Origin of the sequence: Streptomyces sp. NBC_01497 (genome assembly GCF_036250695.1) — a bacterium.
GTDB lineage: Bacteria > Actinomycetota > Actinomycetes > Streptomycetales > Streptomycetaceae > Streptomyces.
This window is the reverse complement of the sequence record NZ_CP109427.1, coordinates 688996-705506: the sequence shown is the minus strand read 5'-3', so window position 1 is coordinate 705506 and position 16511 is coordinate 688996. Positions and strand designations below refer to the sequence as shown.

The window sequence follows — 16511 nt, the reverse complement described above, 5'->3', positions numbered from 1 at the left end:
CGGCAGCGGGGAGCGGATGACGGCGTGGGCCGCGGATCCAGCGCTCACGGGGTGCTCTCCGCGGGTTCCGGCCAGGCCGTGGCGGCCCTCCGGGCGTCCGGGTGCAGGCGGAAGACCTGCTGGAGGCCGACGATGCGCAGGACACGGAGAATGCGTTCGGGGGTGCCGGCGAGGGCGATGCCCGCCTGTGCTCCGAGTGCCTTGTTGCGGGCGACGATGAAGGCGCTGATGCCGCTGGAGTCACAGAAGGCCAGGCCGGACAGGTCGAGGACCAGCTGCTCGCCCGGGTGCAGGGCAAGGTGGCCGACAGCCTCGCGCAGCCCCGGCGCGCTGTCGTGGTCGAGGTCGCCGGTCAGGGCGAGGACAGCTCCGCTCGCACCGGGGCGGGTGGTGATACGAAGATCGCTCACGAGGGTTCGTCACTCCGGGTGAGAGGCGGAACACCGAGGCTGAGGACGGCGGTGTCGTCGTCCAGTCCGTCACCGAACCCGTCGAGGAGCCCGGTGAGCGCAGTGATCGTGGCGCTGGGCGTGGCGGGTGCCAGGCCCGCGGCGAAGGCGTGCAGGGCGTCGTCACCGTAGCGCTGCCGGTCGGCGCCGATGCGGGCTTCGGTGAGACCGTCGGTGTACAGCACCAGCGTGTCACCCGGTTCCAGGGTCGTGGTGACGGCCGTGAAGGGGGCGTCGGGCAGGATTCCGACGAGGCAGCCGCCCGGTGTGGGCAGGTAGGCGGTACCGCCGTCGCCGCGCATCACCAGGGCCGGTGGGTGGCCCCCGCTGGCCAGGGTGATGTCGAACCCGCCGGCCTTCGGGGTGAGTGTGCCGAGGATGACGGTGCAGTACCGCGCGTCGCCGCCGCTGCTGTACTTCTCATACAGGGCGGTGTTCAGGACGGACAGTGCTGCGACGGGATCGGGTTCGCGCAGGGCCGCGGCCCGCAGGGTGTAGCGGGCCAGCGAGGTGACGGCCGCGGCCTCCGGGCCCTTGCCGCAGACGTCACCGAGGAAGAACCCCCACCGGCCGTCGCCGAGCGTGAAAAGGTCGTAGAAATCCCCGCCCAGATTGTCGGGGGAGGCGGTGTGGTAATGCGCGTCGGCCGCCAGGCCCGGCACCGCGGGGAGGGACGGCGGGAGCAGGCTCTGCTGCAGTGTCGCAAGGACGCTCTGCAGTCGTGCACGGTCCCGCTCCACCTGCTCATGAGCGGCCACGGCCTCCTGACGGCGCCGGAGAAGCTCCTTCTCGTAGGCGCGCCGGTCGCTCGCGTCGACGAGGGTGGTGCGGATCAGCAGCGGCTCGCCGTTGGTGCCGGACTTGACCCTGGAGGTCACCAGTACGGGCAGGCGGGTGCCGTCGCCCGCCTTGAGCTCCAGGGCGATGCCGTTGATGTCGCCCCGCATCCGCAGCAGCGGGGAGAAATGTGTCTCGTGGTAGAGCCTTCCGCCCACGGTCAGCAGGTCCGTGAACCGCTTGCGGCCCACCGTCTCCTCCCGGCGGTAACCGAGCCAGGCCAGCAGTGTGCCGTTGATCTTGGCGATCGTTCCGTCGAGCAAGGTGGAGAGATACCCGCACGGGGCGTTCTCGTACAGGTCGTCCACGTCGTCCTCCAGCAGCGCGCTGAACGACGCCTCCAGTGCCATGCCGTTGTCCGGACCGGCACCGGGGTCATCCGGGCTGCGCCCGGTCTCACACATCACGGGGGCCGCCGAGGAAGGACAGGATCGCCTGGCGGGTCGCTTCGGGCGCGCTCAGTTGTGGACAGTGCCCCGTCGCGTCCAGCGTCACCAGCCGACTACCGGGAACGGACGCCTGCACGAACGCTCCCACCCCCCGCGGTGCGATGACATCGTGGGAGCACTCAAGGACCAGGGTGGGAACCCGCACCTTGTCCAGGTCCGCCCGGGTGTCGGAGAGGAAGGTGGTGTGGGCGAAGACCCGGGCCATGTCCGGGTCGGTGGCACAGAAACTGTTCGTCAGTTCCTGGCCCAGCTCCGGCCGCTCCGGATTGGCCATGATGACGGGCGCCATCGTCGCGGACCAGCCCAGATAGTTGGAGTCCAGTGAGTCGAGCAGCTCCCCGATGTCCTCTTCGCTGAACCCGCCCCGGTACTCCCCGTCGTCGATGTAGCGGGGGGAGGGGCAGACCATCACCATCCTGCCGAAGCGTTCCGGCTCCGCGACGCAGGCCAGCACCCCGGCCATGGCGCTGACCGAGTGGCCCACGAACGCCACCTCCCGCAGGTCGAGCTCACGGCAGATCTCCAGCACGTCCTGCGCGTAGCCCTCCAGCGACGCGTACCGCTCACGGCTCCAGGAGGACGTGTCGGAGCGGCCCGAGCCGACGTAGTCGAACAGCACCACCCGGTACTGCTCGGCCAGCGCGGGCACCACCAGCCGCCACATGTTCTGATCGCAGCCGAACCCGTGCGCCAGCATGACCACCGGCCCGTCCGGCCGGCCGGTCACCCTGACATTGTTCCTGCGCTGCACGTCCATTCGAACATCCTCCCACTTCGACCCCCCGATACTTCGTGAAACCGTCCGCCACCTGCCTCGTCGCCCCGCTCAGGGCGCCGCGGATGCGTGTCCCCCTCGGGGTGCGGTCGGGTGGGACGGCCGGGCGCCCCTCCGCTGTTTGGTGAGGCCGGAATTCGGCGTTACGTTGGAAGTTGTGGTGGGCTCGGTTGTTGTTCCGGGTGAGCGAAGGTCTCGAAGATCTGTGGGCGCCGGGTTCATCCCCGTGCCGCACAAGCGCAGAGCAACCACCCTTGGAGCCCCGAACGCGAACCGCGACCTGCCGGAGCGTGCTCGTGGACAGCGCGTTCGCGGCTGCGGCCGGCGTGACGATGTCCCGAGGAACGCGACATGGCGAAGAAAACACCGAAGTGGTCCGCGCGCGACCTTGAGGGCGCGAAGGCCGGCGGAGATCGTGTTTCGCCGATGGGGCGGGGCGACCGCGCCGACACGTACTCGCCGATGGGCGCACCGGACGACCCGCGGGTCCGCTCGCCCCTGGGCCGGCCGGACGTGCGCGCAGTGCCGTCGCCGATGGGCCGCGGTGACGCCGCCATGGTGCCGTCTCCGATGGGCAGCCCCGACGCGGCCGGAACGCCGTCTCCGGTGGGCGGCCCCGACGCGGCCGGAACGCCGTCTCCGGTGGGCGGCCCCGACGCGGCCGGAACGCCGTCTCCGCCCCGACGGGGACGGGAGCGGGAACGCCCGGACCGTGGGGAGCACGCGCGCTGAAGGGCCCTGACCCCACTCACGGATGGAGCTGCCTCTCCCCGCACCGCATGCCCGGCTGCCCCCGGCTGTGAGGAAGGGCGCGGGCAGCGCGTGTCTCAGGCGATGAAGTGTGGTCCCCGGACGGCGGCGCCGGCGGGCAGGCCCCGGGCCAGCGCGGTCGCCATCCGCTGCACGGCCTCGCGCAGCCGTTCGGGCGGCTGTGTGTACGGGATGCGCAGACGCTGCTCGAAGACACCGGGCGCGGCGGCGAACTGTCCGCCGCCCTCGACGCGTACCCCGTGGTCCAGGGCGCGCCGGGTCAGCGCCGACGCGATCGGCTCGCCGAGGTCGACCCAGAGCGAAAGGCCGCCCGGCGGCACTTTCCAGCTCCACTGGGGGACGTACTCGGCCAGGGCGGCGACGAGGGCGGCGCGCCGCTCGCGCGTCTCGGCCAGGCGGGACGGGAACAGCTCAGGCGCCCGGTCCAGCAGGGCCAGGGCGAGCAGCTGGTCCAGGACCGACCCGCCCAGGTCGTTGGCGATCCGCTGGGCGGCCAGTTCGGTCACCACACCGGACGGCGCGCGGAGCCAGCCGACGCGCAGACCGCCCCAGAACGTCTTGCTCATCGAACCGATGGTGATGACCTGCCCGGCCCCGCCGGGCGGCGCGTGCGAGGCGAAGGGCGCGGGGGCGGGGACATCGAGGGCGAGTTCCGCCAGCGTCTCGTCGACGACCAGCCAGGTGCCCGAACGCGCGGCGGCCCGCAGGACGCGGACCCGTTCGCGTTCGGGCATGAGGAGGCCGGTCGGATTGTGGAAGTCCGGTATCAGATACGCCAGTCGGGGCACGGCCTCCCGCAGTGTGGATTCGGTGGTCACGATGTCCCAGCCGGTGTCGGTCACCGGAACGGGCACCGGACGCAGCCGCGCGCGGCGCATGGCGTCCAGGGCGTTGGGGTACGACGGGTTCTCCACCATCACCCGGTCGCCGGGGCCCGACAGCAGGCCGAGGACCAGGGTCAGCGCGTGTTGTGCGCCGGAGGTCACGAGGATCTGCTCGGGAAGGGTGGCCAGGCCCCGCCGAGTGAAGTGGTCCGCGACAGCGGCGCGCATTTCCGGCAGGCCGTACGGGTGGTAGCCGGGAGTGCGTGCGTGCTGGGCCAGCCGCGGTGCGATCTGGTCCAATGCGTCGGCCAGGGTCTTCTCCGGCAGGCCGGGGGCGGCCCTGGCCAGGTCGATCGCCGAGTCGGGAAGAGTGATCGTCCGGGTGACGCCGCTGGGGGTACGGCCCTCCGGCAGGGCCGTCCAGGTGCCCGAGCCGCGGCGGCTGTGCGCGTAACCGCTCTCCCGCAGCAGGTCGTACGCGGCGGTCACGGTGGGCCGGCTGGTGTTCAGGGCGGTGGCCAGTTCCCGTTCCGCCGGGAGTCTGACTCGCACGGCGATCCGTCCGTCCAGGATCAACGCGCTGATGGCCCCGGCCAGTCGGCGGTAGCCCGCGCTCGTTCCCGACGGGCCTGTGACCAGGGCGGCGAGCTGTCGGCCGCCGAGCGAGCCCGCCACGGAGTCCCCCCGGCCCGAAAGCCGGGCAGGCGTCGGATCGTCCATACCACTCTCCCGTGATTGGCCATGCTGTGCCGGCCGCTCACGGTACAGACTCGCGGTCGGCAACAGGGAATCCGTACACGGGAGGTCGGGTATGCCCCAGGAGATCGCGGCTGTGCGGGAGCAGTGTGATCGGTGCGCCGGCGGACAAGGCGCGGCGGCCGAACCGACGGCGGGAGGGCGCGACCGCGTGCGGATCGCCCTCGTCGACGCGGGCATCGGGCTGCTTGCGGCGGCTGCCGCGCTGCGCCGCCTGCGGCCGGACGCCGATCTCGTCCTGTCCTCGGATCCCGGTGGCATCCCCTGGGGGCCGAGGTCGCCCGAGGATGTCATGGCGCGCGCGCTCATCGTCGCGGAAGCCGCCGCCGCGTGGGCACCGGACGCGCTGGTCGTGGCCTGCAACACCGCCACCGTGCACGCCCTGCCCGGCCTGCGGGCGCGGTTCGAACCGGACCTGCCCGTCATCGGCACCGTCCCGGCGATCAAGCCGGCCGCCGCCGGGGGCGGGCCGTTCGCGGTGTGGGCGACCCCCGCCACCATTGGCAGCCCCTGCTTGCGTGGGCTCATCGAGACGTACGCACCGGGCATGGCGGTGACCGAAGTGGCCTGTCCCGGCCTCTCGGACGCCGTCGAGTCGGCCGACGAGGCAGCCGTGGACCTCGCGATCTCGGAGGCGGCGCGCCGGACGCCGGACGACGTGCGCGGTGTGGTCCTGGGCTGCACGCACTACGAACTGGTGGCGGAGCGCGTCCGTGCGGCCCTGCGGCGCCCCGGCCGGCCGCCCCTCGCGCTGCACGGCACGGCCGGCGCCGTCGCGGCTCAGGCCCTGCGCCGCGTCGGCCGTCGGCCGGAGCCCGGCGCCCCGGCCGACGGCACACTGACCGTGCTGCTCGACGGCCGTCCGGCGAAGCTACCGGCGAGGGCGGGGGTGTACGCGGAAGGACGGCTGCTGCGGCCCCGGGACCGGGCGCACCCGGGGGCCGGCCATGGGGCATGACGGCCCGGGTCCCGGCCGTCCGCTGTCCGCGAGGAGGGGCCGTGGGCCGGCGCAACGAAGGTCACGTACGGGCCCGTTGGCTCCCGTCCTGTCGTACGTCCCCCTGTCCGAACACCCGTGGGCCCGGTTGTCGCGGCTGTTCGCCGGCCTCGCGGTGTACGGGCTCAGCCTGTCGGCGATGGTCAGGGCCTCGTTGGGAGTGAACCCCTGGAGCGTTCTCTACGAGGGTCTCGAACGGCGCACCCCGCTCAGTTTCGGCACGATCAGCGCCGTCGTGGGGGTCCTCGTGCTCCTCTTGTGGATCCCCTTGCGGCAGCGGCCGACGGTCGGCACCGTGGCGAACATCGTCGTTCTGGCCTGCGGGTCCGACCTCGGTCTCGCGCTCATCCCCGGGGATCTCGGCCTGGGGGCACGAACCGGTCTGCTGGTCGGGGGAGTTGTCCTCAACGCGTTCTCCGTGGCCGTCTATGTCGGAGCGCGCCTCGGACCCGGGCCCCGGGACGGACTGATGACCGGCGTGTCCGCCGCCACGGGGCGCTCGGTCCGGCTGGTCCGCACCTCGATCGAGATCGCGGTGCTGGCCGTGGGGTGGCTCCTCGGCGGGAGCGTCGGGGTCGGCACCGTGCTGTACGCCCTCGCCGTCGGCCCGATCACGCAGTTCTTCCTGCCCCGGCTCGTCTACCGGGGCGGGCCTGGGAGCGGGCCGTTCGTCGAGGGCCGGGGCTACCTCACGCCGCCCGGAAAACCAACAGATTCGGACAGTTCTTCAATTCCAAGTGGTTGAAAGCAACAAATGTTGACGATATCGACCAGCGCGCGTACCTTCCGAGCAAGTTGCCGAGGAACGTGAACTCGGCTTCCGCGTAGTGAAGTTCGGCTCCCTCCCCCCTCGTCAGGAGCACACATGCGCAGAATGGGAACCACCGCGAGATCCGTCCCGAGCGCCGCCGCCCGGTCCGTCCTGCGACGGTTCAGGGCCCTGCTGTCCGCAGCCGCCACCCTCGGACTGGTTCTCGGAGCGCTCGTCGCACTGCCCGGTGTGTCACAGGCCGCCGGATCGCTCCCGTGCGACATCTACGGGGCCGCGGGCAGTCCGTGTGTGGCCGCGCACAGCACCGTACGGGCCCTGTTCGCCTCGTACGACGGGCCGTTGTACCGGGTCACCCGCGCCTCGGACGGCGCGGGCTCCGACATCGGACTGCTGACCACGGGTGGCTACGCCAACGCCGCCCAGCAGGACACGTTCTGCGGGAACACCACCTGCCGCATCACGAAGATCTACGACCAGACCTCGCGCCACAACGACCTCACGCCCGGCCCGGCGGGCACCTCGGGCATGGGCGCCGACCGCGGGGCCGACGCGAGTGAACTCGCGGTCACCGTGGCCGGCCACAAGGCCTACGGCATCTGGGTCTCGCCCGGCGTGGGCTACCGGTCCAACGGGGCGGCCTCCGGCGTCGCCGTGAACGGCCAGCCGGAAGGCGCCTACATGGTCGCCAGCGGTACCCACGTGGGCTCCAGCTGCTGCTTCGACTACGGCAACGCGGAGAGCACACCGGCCGACACCGGCAACGGTCACATGGACGCCGTCTCCATCGCCACGACGTGCTATTTCGCGCCGTGCACCGGCTCGGGCCCCTGGGTGGAGGCCGACATGGAGAACGGCATGTTCCAGGGCAACAACGGCTCGAACACCGCCAACGCCGGCAACAGCACCCCGTTCGTCACCGCCGCACTGAAGAACAACGGTCAGACCACGTACGCCCTCAAGGGCGGCAACGCGCAGTCCGGCGCTCTGTCGACGTGGTGGAACGGCGCACTGCCCACGCGGGGCGGCTACCAGCCGATGCACCAGGAGGGCGGCATCATCCTGGGCACGGGCGGCGACAACAGCAACTGGAACATGGGCACGTTCTTCGAGGGTGCCATGGTCGCGGGCTATCCCACCGACGCGGCCGAGAACGCGGTCCAGGCGAACATCGCGTCGGCCGGTTACGCGGGGGAGACGAACGTCCCCAACGGCCCCCAGGGCACGATCACCGGTCCGGGCGGGCAGTGCCTCGACGTCGCCGCGGACGACACCGGTGTGAACGGCACCGCCGTCCAGTTGTGGAACTGCCAGTCCTACGCCGAGGACCAGCACTGGACGCACAACGCCGACGGATCCCTCAGCACGCTCGGCCGCTGCCTGGACATCGTCGGCAACGGCACAGCGAACGGGGCGCGGTTGGAACTGTGGGACTGCAACGGCGTCGGCGGCCAGAAGTGGGTCCAGCGCGCCGACGGCTCGCTGTTCAACCCGCAGTCCGGCCGGTGCCTCGACTCGCCCAGCGGTGCGACAGCGAACGGTACCCGGGTCCAGATCTACGACTGCAACGGCTCGACCGCCCAGAGGTTCACCGTCAACGGCGGCGCCCCGATCGGCGGGCCCGGTGGCAAGTGCGCCGACGTCGCGGCCGATGACACCGGTGTGAACGGCACGCCCGTGCAGCTGTGGGACTGCCAGTCCTGGGCGCTGGACCAGCACTGGAAGCAGAATGCCGACGGAAGTCTGAGCACGCTCGGCCGGTGCCTGGACATCGTCGGCAACGGTACCGCGGACGGCGCCCAGTTGGAGCTGTGGGACTGCGACGGCGCCGGCGGCCAGAAGTGGGTGCAGCAGACCGACGGTTCCCTGCTGAACCCCCAGTCGGGCCGCTGCCTCGACTCGCCCAACGGCGCGACGGCCAACGGCACGCGGCTCCAGATCCACGACTGCAACGGCGCGGCGGCACAGAAGTTCGCGTTGAGCTGAGCGGCACCGCCGAGCGGCGCACCGTCCGTGAGGGGGGCGGGAACCGTGTTCCCGCCCCCCTCACGGCGCACCGCGGTCAGCGCCGGTCAGTGCGTGCCGTGCTCGACGGACACCTCTCCCGCGAAGCCGATCCGGGTGGTGGCGCCGTCCCACCAGAGTGCCTCGAACGTGTCGTCGCCGGCGGACGTCCGGCTGATCACGTCGGCTTGCGGCCTCGCGGCCGCGGAACCCAGCCGGGCGAGCGCGGCGTGCAGCGTCGTCCCGCCGGCCGCGGCCGTCAGCCGGGGCACGAGGGCCCAGCGCGTGTACGCGGTGCCCTCGGGCGCCCGTACCTCGTCCCGTTCGTCCCAGTTGCGCAGCGGATGGAGTTCCGACAGGAGCGCACCGTCGGCGGCCGTCGCCCAGCCGGTCTGCCGCACGACGGATCCCGGCGGCGCGCCCACGACGCGGTGCACGCGCAGTTCGTACGCGCCCCGGACGAAGGTGACACTCTCCACCCGCAGCCCGGGGTAGGCGGCTGGGCCCCCGGTGAAGACGGGGGTGTGCCAGGAGGCCGCCCAGCCCCAGCCCTCGCCGCTGCCCGCACCCAGCGGATGGATACGGCGGCGCACACTGGAGAACCCACCGGTCTCCACGGAGAAGTGGTTGTCGAACGGGTTCGAGGCCGAGGTGGGACCCGTGGCGGTCGAATAGGCGAACCGCCCGTAGTGCGGGTCGGCGTCGCCCGGGTTCTCCCCCTCGTGCGGCCGCAGCCGGTCGCTGCCGTGGTTGTGGAGGCGTACGACGCCGTCGTCCCGCGTGCTGTGGAGCAGCAGCCCCGGGCCCGGCAGGGCGAGGGCCCGGTCGGCGCCCTCGCTGGGCGCGGGCTCCTCGACCGCTGTCCACAGCGGGTGGTCCTGGCCCGCGAGGAGCGCGACGAAGGCCTTCGAGGCCCAATAGGGTGACGAGGGGCCCGAGTAGCGTTGCAGGGTGGCAGCGTGCGGCCCGTGCCAGCCGAGCGTGAGCAGGCCGTCCGCATCGGCCGCGCCGCGCTCCAGGAAGTACCGCAGAGAGCCGCTGAGGACGCGGCGCGAGGCGCCCGGGGTGAGCGGCGTGTGTCCCGTGAGCGCGCCCGCCGCCACGGCGGCCGTCGTGCCGAACCGGTAGGTCAGGGAGCGTCCGTAGTGCAGGGGCGCGCCGTCGCTTGCGAACATCAGGGCGAAGCTGTCCAGATGCTCGCGCAGACGTCCGCCGTACCGCGCGGCCCGTTCACCGTCGCCACCGAGGTGGGCGTGCAGCACCGGATAGAGGTGCAGCGCCCAGCCGTTGTAGTGGTCGAAGGCGCGCCCGTCGCCGTCCGTGTACCAGCCCTGGCCCACGTACCACGTCTCCAGCAGTTCCTCGGCACGTGTCAGGGCCGCGGCCGTCGCGGCGTCCCCGCGTCCCACGGACTCCAGGAAGGCCGCGACCGTGTAGGGGAACAGGTACCAGTTGTTGGGGGCCGGCCTGCTGTGCAGCGCGGCGCGCAGCCACGCCTCCGCACGGTCCTGGGTGGCGCTGTCGAGTTTGTCCCACAGCCACGGCCGGGTGAGCCTGAGGCCGAGCGCGACGGACGCCGACTCGACCATCGGCTGTCCGAAGACGTCGTGGTGCCGGATCACGGGCCAGGACTCGGCGTCGTCACGGCCCGGCGTCCGGGTGCCCGCGTCGAGCCCGTCCGCGTACCGGCCGAGCCAGCCGTGCGGGTCGCCGCCGTCGGCTCCCGCCACCCGGAACGCGGCGGCGAGGAACGTACGCGCGTAACCTTCGAGCCCGTCGGAACGCACGCCGGAACGGGACGGCGGCCCGGGCAGGTCGAGCAGTGCGCCGCGCGGAGTGGCCCAGCGCCAGGCGGCGCTCAGCAGCCCGTCGGCGGTGGCCTCCCAGTGGGCGCGGGTGAAGCCGGTGTACGGGCTGAGCGTCCGGTCCTCGGGGGGAAGCTCCCCGCCGGCTCCGGGCGGACAGCCGAGGGCGAGGAGTTTCGCGGCGTCGTCGTTCATGCGAGGTAGGCCAGCCTTTCGGGTCGTACGGCGTGTGCGAAGCCTTCCCCAGCGGCCCACCGGGCGGTCTCGGCGATCGCGTGCTCCGCGAGGCGGCGCCACTCGTTGCCCTGGGATCCGGCGAGGTGCGGGGTGATCAGCGCGTTCTCGCAGTCCCACAACGGGTCGTCCGCCGGGAGCTGTTCGGGGTCGGTGACGTCGAGCACCGCACGGATGCGCCCGGCCCGCAGCACCTCGGTGAGCGCGGCCTGGTCGACGACCGCGCCGCGTGAGGTGTTGATGAGGGTGGCGCCGGGGCGCATGGAACGCAGCAGCTCCCGGGAAACGAGTCCGCGGGTCGCGTCCAGCAGCGGGGTGTGCACGCTGACCACGTCGCAGGTGGCGAAGAGGTCGGGCAGAGCCGCCCTTCGGACGCCGAGGTCCGCCGTGTCGGCGTCGTCGAGGTACGGGTCGTACACCTGTACGTCGAAATCGTAGGGGCGCAGGAGCTCCACCACCCGCCGGCCGACGAGCGAAGCGGACAGCAGCCCGATGGTGCGGCGGTGGTTGCCCACATTCCGCGGGGTCGCGAGCCAGTCGTCGCGGAGCCGCGCGGTGCGGTACGCACGGGCGCGCTCCAGGACGTGTTTTCCCGAGAGCAGGATCATCGCGACGGTGTACTCGGCCACGGGCAGCGCGTTGGCCGCGGCGGCGGAGCTCACCTCGATGCCCCGTTCCCAGCAGGCCGGTGTGATGTGGGACCGTACGGATCCGGCGGTGTGGACGACGGCGCGCAGCCGCGGAGCCGCCGCGAGGACGTCCTCGTCGAGCGGTGGGCAGCCCCAGCCGGTGACGAGGAGTTCGGTCCCGGCGAGCACGGCGCGCGCCCGCCCGGTGGTGAGGTCGTCGAGCACGGGCCCGGGTGCCAGGTCGCAGACGGCGCCGAGCGCGGTCAGCGCGGCGTCGTCGAGGACGGCCGAGGCGGCGTCCTGCCGCATGGCGAGCGCGACGCGCGGCCGGCGGCCGGCCGCCGTCGCGGTCGGCGTGGCGGGTGGTGCGGTGGGCATGTCTCTCCCGGTCGTTGGTCGTTTGCGGTGGCCCGGGGCGGGCCGGCATGGCCCGGGTCCACCGCGAGGTGCGGTGGGCCCGGCGTCGGACTCACTTGACGGCGCCGGCGGTCAGGCCGGACCTCCAGAAGCGCTGGAGCAGGGCGAAGGCGAGGATCAGCGGCACGATGGCGAGCAGCGAGCCCATGAGTACCAGCGGGTAGTACTCGGGCGACACGCCGACGGAGCTGTTCCACGTGTAGATGCCGAGGCTGACGGGATAGAGGTTCTGGTTGGAGAGCATCACCATCGGGAGGAAGAAGTTGTTCCAGATGGCCGTCAGCTGGAAGAGGAAGACGGTGACGAGGCCGGGTCCCAGCATGCGCAGGGAGACGCGGAAGTAGGTGGCCAGTTCGCCCGCCCCGTCGACGCGCGCGGCCTCCAGGACCTCGCCCGGCACGTACCCCTGGCTGAACACCCGGCCGAGATACACACCGAAGGGATTGAACAGGACGGGGATGAACACGGACCAGAAGGTGTTGACGATCCCGGTGCCGGACGCGATGAGGTACAGCGGCAGCGCGAGGACGGTCTGCGGCACCATCACGGCGGCGAGGACCAGGCCGAACATCTTCTCCTTGTGCCGGAAGCGGTACTTGTCGAAGGCGTAGCCGCAGGCGATGCTGACCATCGAGCCGATGGCCGCGCCGAGGACGGCGTACAGCAGGCTGTTGCCGTACCAGCGCAGGTACAGGCCGCCGTCGGACGCGAACAGGTCGCGCAGGTTGCTCACGAACGAGAAGTGGCCGAGCGAGAGCACGTTGCTGCTGAACAGGGCGTCCCTGGTCTTGGTGGAGGCCAGCAGCAGCCACAGCACGGGAAGCAGTGTGTAGAGCACCGAGATGCCGACGACGACGTTGACAACGGCGCGGCCCGCGGCCCGGGGGCGCACGAGGGTGGAGGTCGCTCCCGCGGCGCTCATGCGGCGTCCCCGCTCGCCGCGGCCCGGTTGGTCCACCGGGTGACGCCGTAGGAGAGCGCGATGGTGACGGCGAGCAGGACCACCGAGGCTGCCGCGGCCAGCCCGTAGTTGTCGCGGGAGAACGCCGCGTCATAGATGTACATGCTGGGGGAGAACCGGTGGCTGATGGTCGGTGTGCTCTGGCCGATCAGCATCGGCTCGGTGAACAACTGCAGGGTGCCGATCAGGGTGAACATCGCGACGAGCACGATGGACGGCCTGATCAGCGGGGTCTTGATACGTACGGCCGTGCGCACGGAGCCCGCCCCGTCCATCACGGACGCCTCGACGACCTCCCTCGGCACCGCCTGGAGCGCCGCGTAGAAGACCACCATGTTGTAACCGAGGTTGCTCCACACCGCGATGTTGACGATCGAGGGCACCACCGTGTGGACGCCCAGGAAGTCGACGCTGATGCCGCCCTGGGCGAAGAGCGCGACGACCGGGCTGATGCCGGGCGTGTAGAGGTAGAGCCAGATGACGGCCGCGATGATGCCGGGCACCGCGTGCGGCAGGAACAGGCCGAGCTGCGCCCATGAACGCAGCTTCGCCGCCCCGGAGTCGAGCAGCAGCGCGAGCGCCAGCGACGCGACGACGATCACCGGGATGTAGATGACGGCGTACAGGGCGACGACGCCGAGCCCACCGAGGAACGTGGGGTCGGTGAGGACGGCCGCGTAGTCGCGCAGCCCCACGAAGACGGTGTGTTCGGGGCCGAAGCCGAGGCCCGGTTCGTTCGCGCCGAAGAAGCTCAGCCAGACCGCCGCGCCGACGGGGATCAGGAAGACGGCGACGAGCAGTGCGAAGAAGGGCGTCATCAGGGCACCGGCGGCGCCCAGTTCGCGGCGCCGCGCGGTGGCACGGGGGCGCCGGCGCGGATCCGGCGTACGCGGACGGCCCGGGCCCGGGGGCGCGGCCGGTGTTGTGACGGTGTGGGTCATGCCGGTGTCACACCTGCCTCTCTGCGGAGGTGGGGGAGGGGACGGTCAGCCGCTGTGCTGGGTCGTGGACAGGCCGATCGCCCTGAGGTCGGGCATGGTGCCGCTCTGGGCCGCGCGCACCGCGTCGATGAGGGTGCCGCGGCCCGCGCTGACGCGGGCGAAGCCGTCGGTGAGGACCGAGGTGGTCGGTGACATGCGGGGACCCCAGATCCAGCCCTGTCTGATTTTCTGCGCCTCGGCATCGAACAGCCGGTAGATGTCCTGCCCCCCGTAGTACGACCGGTCGAAGCCGCTTCGCGCCACCGGCATCAGGTCGGGCACGGCGGGATACTGGCTGCTGGCGCCGCTCGCGAGCCGGGCCCGCAGGGCGGCGGGGCTGCCGACCAGCCACTCGACGAACTCCATGGCGGCTTCCGGGTTCCGGCTGTCCTTGGTGATCATGTACGTGGAACCGCCCTGGGTCCCGGTGTACGGGTGGGTGAGATCCCACTGGGGCAGGGCCGCGATGCGCCACTGGCCCTTCTGGGAGGGGTGCGCGGTCATCTGCGCACCCGCGTCCCAGGCCCCGTTGAGCCGGGTCAGTACGAGGCCCTCCGCTATCTGGGCGTCGCTCTGCCGTCCCGAGCCCGGGTTCATGAACACCAGGCCGGTGTCGATGAGCCGCTGCCAGTACGCGGCGACCTTCCGGGTCGGCCCGTCCGCCATGGAGATGTTCCAGGTGTCGCCGTGGATCCCGTACCACCGGGCGCCCGCCTGCCAGGCGCACGCGATGAACTGGGCCCACCCGTCGCTCCAGAAGGGACCCAGCCGGCGGTCGGGAGCGGCGCGGCGCACGGCACTCGCCGTGTCCTCGTACTCGTCCCAGGTGCTCGGCACGTGGATGCCGTAGTGGTCGAAGAGGTCCTTGCGGTAGTGCAGGACCATCGGTTCGATGTCGACGGGGACACCGAAGCTGCGGTCCGCGAAGGTGGTCAGTGCGAGCGCCTGGGGCAGCAGCCTGCGGCGGAACCCTTCGCTCATCAGGGACGTGACGTCCCGGGTCACACCGTCGATGGCGAAGCTCGGCAGCGTGGAGTAGTCGGTGGTGGCGATGTCGGGGGCGTTCCCGGCCCGCGCCGCGTTGTTGAGCTTCGCGTCGCCGCCCTGGGCGCCCGACGGAACCTGCTCGTAGACCACATGGATGCGGTCGTGGGTCTTGTTGTACTCGTCCACCACCTGCTGGCTGCCCCTGAGGGCCGACCAGAAGGTGATCGTGGTCCTGCCCCTGCCGGGGCTGTGCGCACTCGCCGCCGACGGACCCGAGCAGGCGCCGAGCGCGCCTGCTGCGGGTAGGGCGGTGAGCGCGGCGAGCACGGTGCGACGGCTGTGCCGACCAGGCATGGGCGCCTCCCTGCGGCTCCTGTGGGGGTCACCGGAATCCTGAGCGACCCGCCCGGAATCGGTCAAGGGATCGATCAGAAGAAATAAAAGCGGTCAAACGCTCACTCAGATGGCGAGGCCGGCCAGGGGAGTTCCCCGGCGGGGCCCTGGCCGGGGAACTCCCGTGACGGACGCCTCGTGGTGGCGTGCCGCGCCGAGGCCGCGCGGGAGGACGGCGTGGACACGGACCCGACCGCGCGGACGCAGGGCGGAGCGCACGGGGAACGTGGGGCGCGCCGAGGGCACGGGGAATGCTGGGCGCGGGGTGCACCTGAAACGCCGGGACTATGCGGCAGCGCGGGGAACGGCCTGCTCAGGCCGCCGGCACAGGGCCGGCCGAACCGCGCACCATCAGGGAGGGCAGCAACTCGACACGCCGTACGGGCTCGGCTGCCGGGCCCTCGGGCGAGCCCGCGTCCGGGCCGCCGGAGGCCGCTCCGAGGCGCTGGAGCAGCAGTTCGGCGGCCACCGCCCCGACCCTCGTCTTCGGCGGCGCGACGGCCGTCAGCGGGATGCTGCCCAGCGCGGCCACGACATCGTCGTACGCCACCACCGAGCAGTCCTCGGGCACGCGCACACCGGCCCCCACGAGACGCTGCACATGGATGAGCGCGTCGACGTCGCCGTGCAACAGGACTGCGGACGCCCGGCGTTCGCGCAGCAGCGCCGCGAGATCGAGCGGGGCCTGAGGGCTCAGGGACAGGTCGGCCGCGGCGTCGGGAGAGCTCAGTGCGACCGACCAGTCCTCGATCGCGGGGTGCCCGGAGGCGATCTCGGCGAAGGCGGCCCGTACCGCGCGCGCCGTGGGGCTGTCGTTGCGGGCGGCGAGCACGATGCGACGGTGGCCGAAGGAGACGAGGTGGTCCAGGGCGAGGTGCACGCCGTACCAGTGGTCGGAGCACACCGAGTCCAGTGGATGCAGCAGGCTGCCCGGACGGGGCCTGCGTTCCATCAGCACGGTCGGCACACCGAGTTCGGCGAGCCAGCCGTAGTCGGCCTCCTCCGAGGCGGCACTGCGCCAGCGCGGCGCGATCAGCACACCGGAAGCCCCGGCGGCCAGCGCGTCCTCCACCATGGGCCGCTCGGCGCCCGCCGCCTGCGGGGCGATGTGCAGCGACATCCGCATCCCCGCGGCCTCCAGAACGGTCCTGGAGCCGTGCAGGGTCTCCGACAGGTACGAATGGCGCTCGGGTACCACGAGACCGACCGTGTGGCCGTCGAGCGTCCGGTGCGCCGGGACTGCGGCCCGCTGCACGGGCACGACGGAGCGCGCGACGCCGTGCCCGCGCACCAGCTTGCCCCCGCGCGCCAGTTCCTCGACGTCCCGCCGTACGGTCACCACGGAGACCCGCAGCTCGGCCGCCAGGTCCGTGACGCGCGCCGCGCCCCGCGCCCGCACGACGGCCAGGATGCGCTGACGTCTCCGGTCCACCGGCTCCCGCATGAAAGCGCTCCTCGGGTACCCTCGTGTTCG

The 16511-nt window shown here is 72.1% G+C and carries 13 protein-coding genes; 3 read left to right on the top strand and 10 right to left on the bottom strand.

The window, feature by feature from the left end; all coding sequences use genetic code 11:
• Window positions 1-44 precede the first annotated feature (44 nt).
• The 4 genes from OG310_RS03100 to yczR form a co-directional block, all read right to left on the bottom strand.
• On the bottom strand, window positions 45-410 hold the full coding sequence (locus OG310_RS03100) for an STAS domain-containing protein (RefSeq protein ID WP_329454322.1): 366 nt from the start codon (window positions 408-410) through the stop codon (window positions 45-47).
• Complete coding sequence (locus OG310_RS03095; RefSeq protein WP_443078816.1) at window positions 407-1690, bottom strand: PP2C family protein-serine/threonine phosphatase; 1284 nt, start codon at window positions 1688-1690, stop codon at window positions 407-409. Before OG310_RS03095 ends, OG310_RS03100 begins: the two co-directional genes overlap by 4 nt.
• Window positions 1683-2492: an alpha/beta fold hydrolase gene (locus tag OG310_RS03090; protein ID WP_329454320.1), complete on the bottom strand. Its 810-nt coding sequence runs from the start codon at window positions 2490-2492 to the stop codon at window positions 1683-1685. The genes OG310_RS03095 and OG310_RS03090 overlap by 8 nt, the downstream gene beginning before the upstream one ends.
• An 845-nt stretch (window positions 2493-3337) precedes the next feature.
• The gene (gene yczR, locus OG310_RS03085; protein WP_329454319.1) at window positions 3338-4825 is read right to left on the bottom strand and encodes a MocR-like transcription factor YczR; all 1488 of its coding nucleotides are present in this window, start codon (window positions 4823-4825) and stop codon (window positions 3338-3340) included.
• A gap of 187 nt (window positions 4826-5012) precedes the next feature.
• On the opposite strand from yczR, the gene OG310_RS03080 reads away from it, so the two are divergent.
• The 3 genes from OG310_RS03080 (at window position 5013) to OG310_RS03070 (ending at window position 8613) form a co-directional block, all read left to right on the top strand.
• Entirely contained in the window at window positions 5013-5819 is an 807-nt protein-coding gene (locus OG310_RS03080; protein ID WP_329460003.1) for a glutamate racemase, read from the top strand.
• A 76-nt stretch (window positions 5820-5895) separates the two neighbouring features.
• Complete coding sequence (gene yczE, locus OG310_RS03075) at window positions 5896-6603, top strand: membrane protein YczE (RefSeq protein ID WP_329454318.1); 708 nt, start codon at window positions 5896-5898, stop codon at window positions 6601-6603.
• A gap of 120 nt (window positions 6604-6723) precedes the next feature.
• The gene (locus OG310_RS03070; RefSeq protein WP_329454317.1) at window positions 6724-8613 is read left to right on the top strand and encodes an arabinofuranosidase catalytic domain-containing protein; all 1890 of its coding nucleotides are present in this window, start codon (window positions 6724-6726) and stop codon (window positions 8611-8613) included.
• 86 nt (window positions 8614-8699) lie between these two features.
• Here OG310_RS03070 and OG310_RS03065 read toward each other — a convergent pair whose 3' ends face one another.
• The 6 genes from OG310_RS03065 to OG310_RS03040 all read right to left on the bottom strand — a co-directional run bounded on the left by OG310_RS03065 (window position 8700) and on the right by OG310_RS03040 (window position 16481).
• A complete protein-coding gene (locus tag OG310_RS03065; RefSeq protein ID WP_329454316.1) occupies window positions 8700-10631 on the bottom strand; it encodes a DUF2264 domain-containing protein in 1932 nt (643 codons plus the stop codon).
• Window positions 10628-11677, bottom strand: coding sequence for a hydroxyacid dehydrogenase (locus OG310_RS03060; RefSeq protein WP_329454315.1), 1050 nt, complete (start codon window positions 11675-11677; stop codon window positions 10628-10630). Before OG310_RS03060 ends, OG310_RS03065 begins: the two co-directional genes overlap by 4 nt.
• A 91-nt stretch (window positions 11678-11768) precedes the next feature.
• Window positions 11769-12638, bottom strand: a complete 870-nt coding sequence (locus OG310_RS03055) for a carbohydrate ABC transporter permease (protein ID WP_329454314.1) — start codon at window positions 12636-12638, stop codon at window positions 11769-11771.
• A complete protein-coding gene (locus OG310_RS03050; RefSeq protein WP_329454313.1) occupies window positions 12635-13618 on the bottom strand; it encodes a carbohydrate ABC transporter permease in 984 nt (327 codons plus the stop codon). Before OG310_RS03050 ends, OG310_RS03055 begins: the two co-directional genes overlap by 4 nt.
• A gap of 45 nt (window positions 13619-13663) precedes the next feature.
• Complete coding sequence (locus OG310_RS03045) at window positions 13664-14998, bottom strand: ABC transporter substrate-binding protein (protein ID WP_329454312.1); 1335 nt, start codon at window positions 14996-14998, stop codon at window positions 13664-13666.
• Between the two features lie 352 nt (window positions 14999-15350).
• Complete coding sequence (locus OG310_RS03040) at window positions 15351-16481, bottom strand: substrate-binding domain-containing protein (RefSeq protein WP_329454311.1); 1131 nt, start codon at window positions 16479-16481, stop codon at window positions 15351-15353.
• Window positions 16482-16511: the final 30 nt, after the last annotated feature.

Coding starts and splice junctions, on each gene's coding strand:
- OG310_RS03095 (WP_443078816.1), bottom strand. CDS start 1,690: ATGTGTGAGACCGGGCGCAGCCCGGATGACCCCGGTGCCGGTCCGGAC.
- OG310_RS03090 (WP_329454320.1), bottom strand. CDS start 2,492: ATGGACGTGCAGCGCAGGAACAATGTCAGGGTGACCGGCCGGCCGGAC.
- yczR (WP_329454319.1), bottom strand. CDS start 4,825: ATGGACGATCCGACGCCTGCCCGGCTTTCGGGCCGGGGGGACTCCGTG.
- OG310_RS03070 (WP_329454317.1), top strand. CDS start 6,724: ATGCGCAGAATGGGAACCACCGCGAGATCCGTCCCGAGCGCCGCCGCC.
- OG310_RS03065 (WP_329454316.1), bottom strand. CDS start 10,631: ATGAACGACGACGCCGCGAAACTCCTCGCCCTCGGCTGTCCGCCCGGA.
- OG310_RS03060 (WP_329454315.1), bottom strand. CDS start 11,677: ATGCCCACCGCACCACCCGCCACGCCGACCGCGACGGCGGCCGGCCGC.
- OG310_RS03055 (WP_329454314.1), bottom strand. CDS start 12,638: ATGAGCGCCGCGGGAGCGACCTCCACCCTCGTGCGCCCCCGGGCCGCG.
- OG310_RS03050 (WP_329454313.1), bottom strand. CDS start 13,618: ATGACCCACACCGTCACAACACCGGCCGCGCCCCCGGGCCCGGGCCGT.
- OG310_RS03045 (WP_329454312.1), bottom strand. CDS start 14,998: ATGCCTGGTCGGCACAGCCGTCGCACCGTGCTCGCCGCGCTCACCGCC.
- OG310_RS03040 (WP_329454311.1), bottom strand. CDS start 16,481: ATGCGGGAGCCGGTGGACCGGAGACGTCAGCGCATCCTGGCCGTCGTG.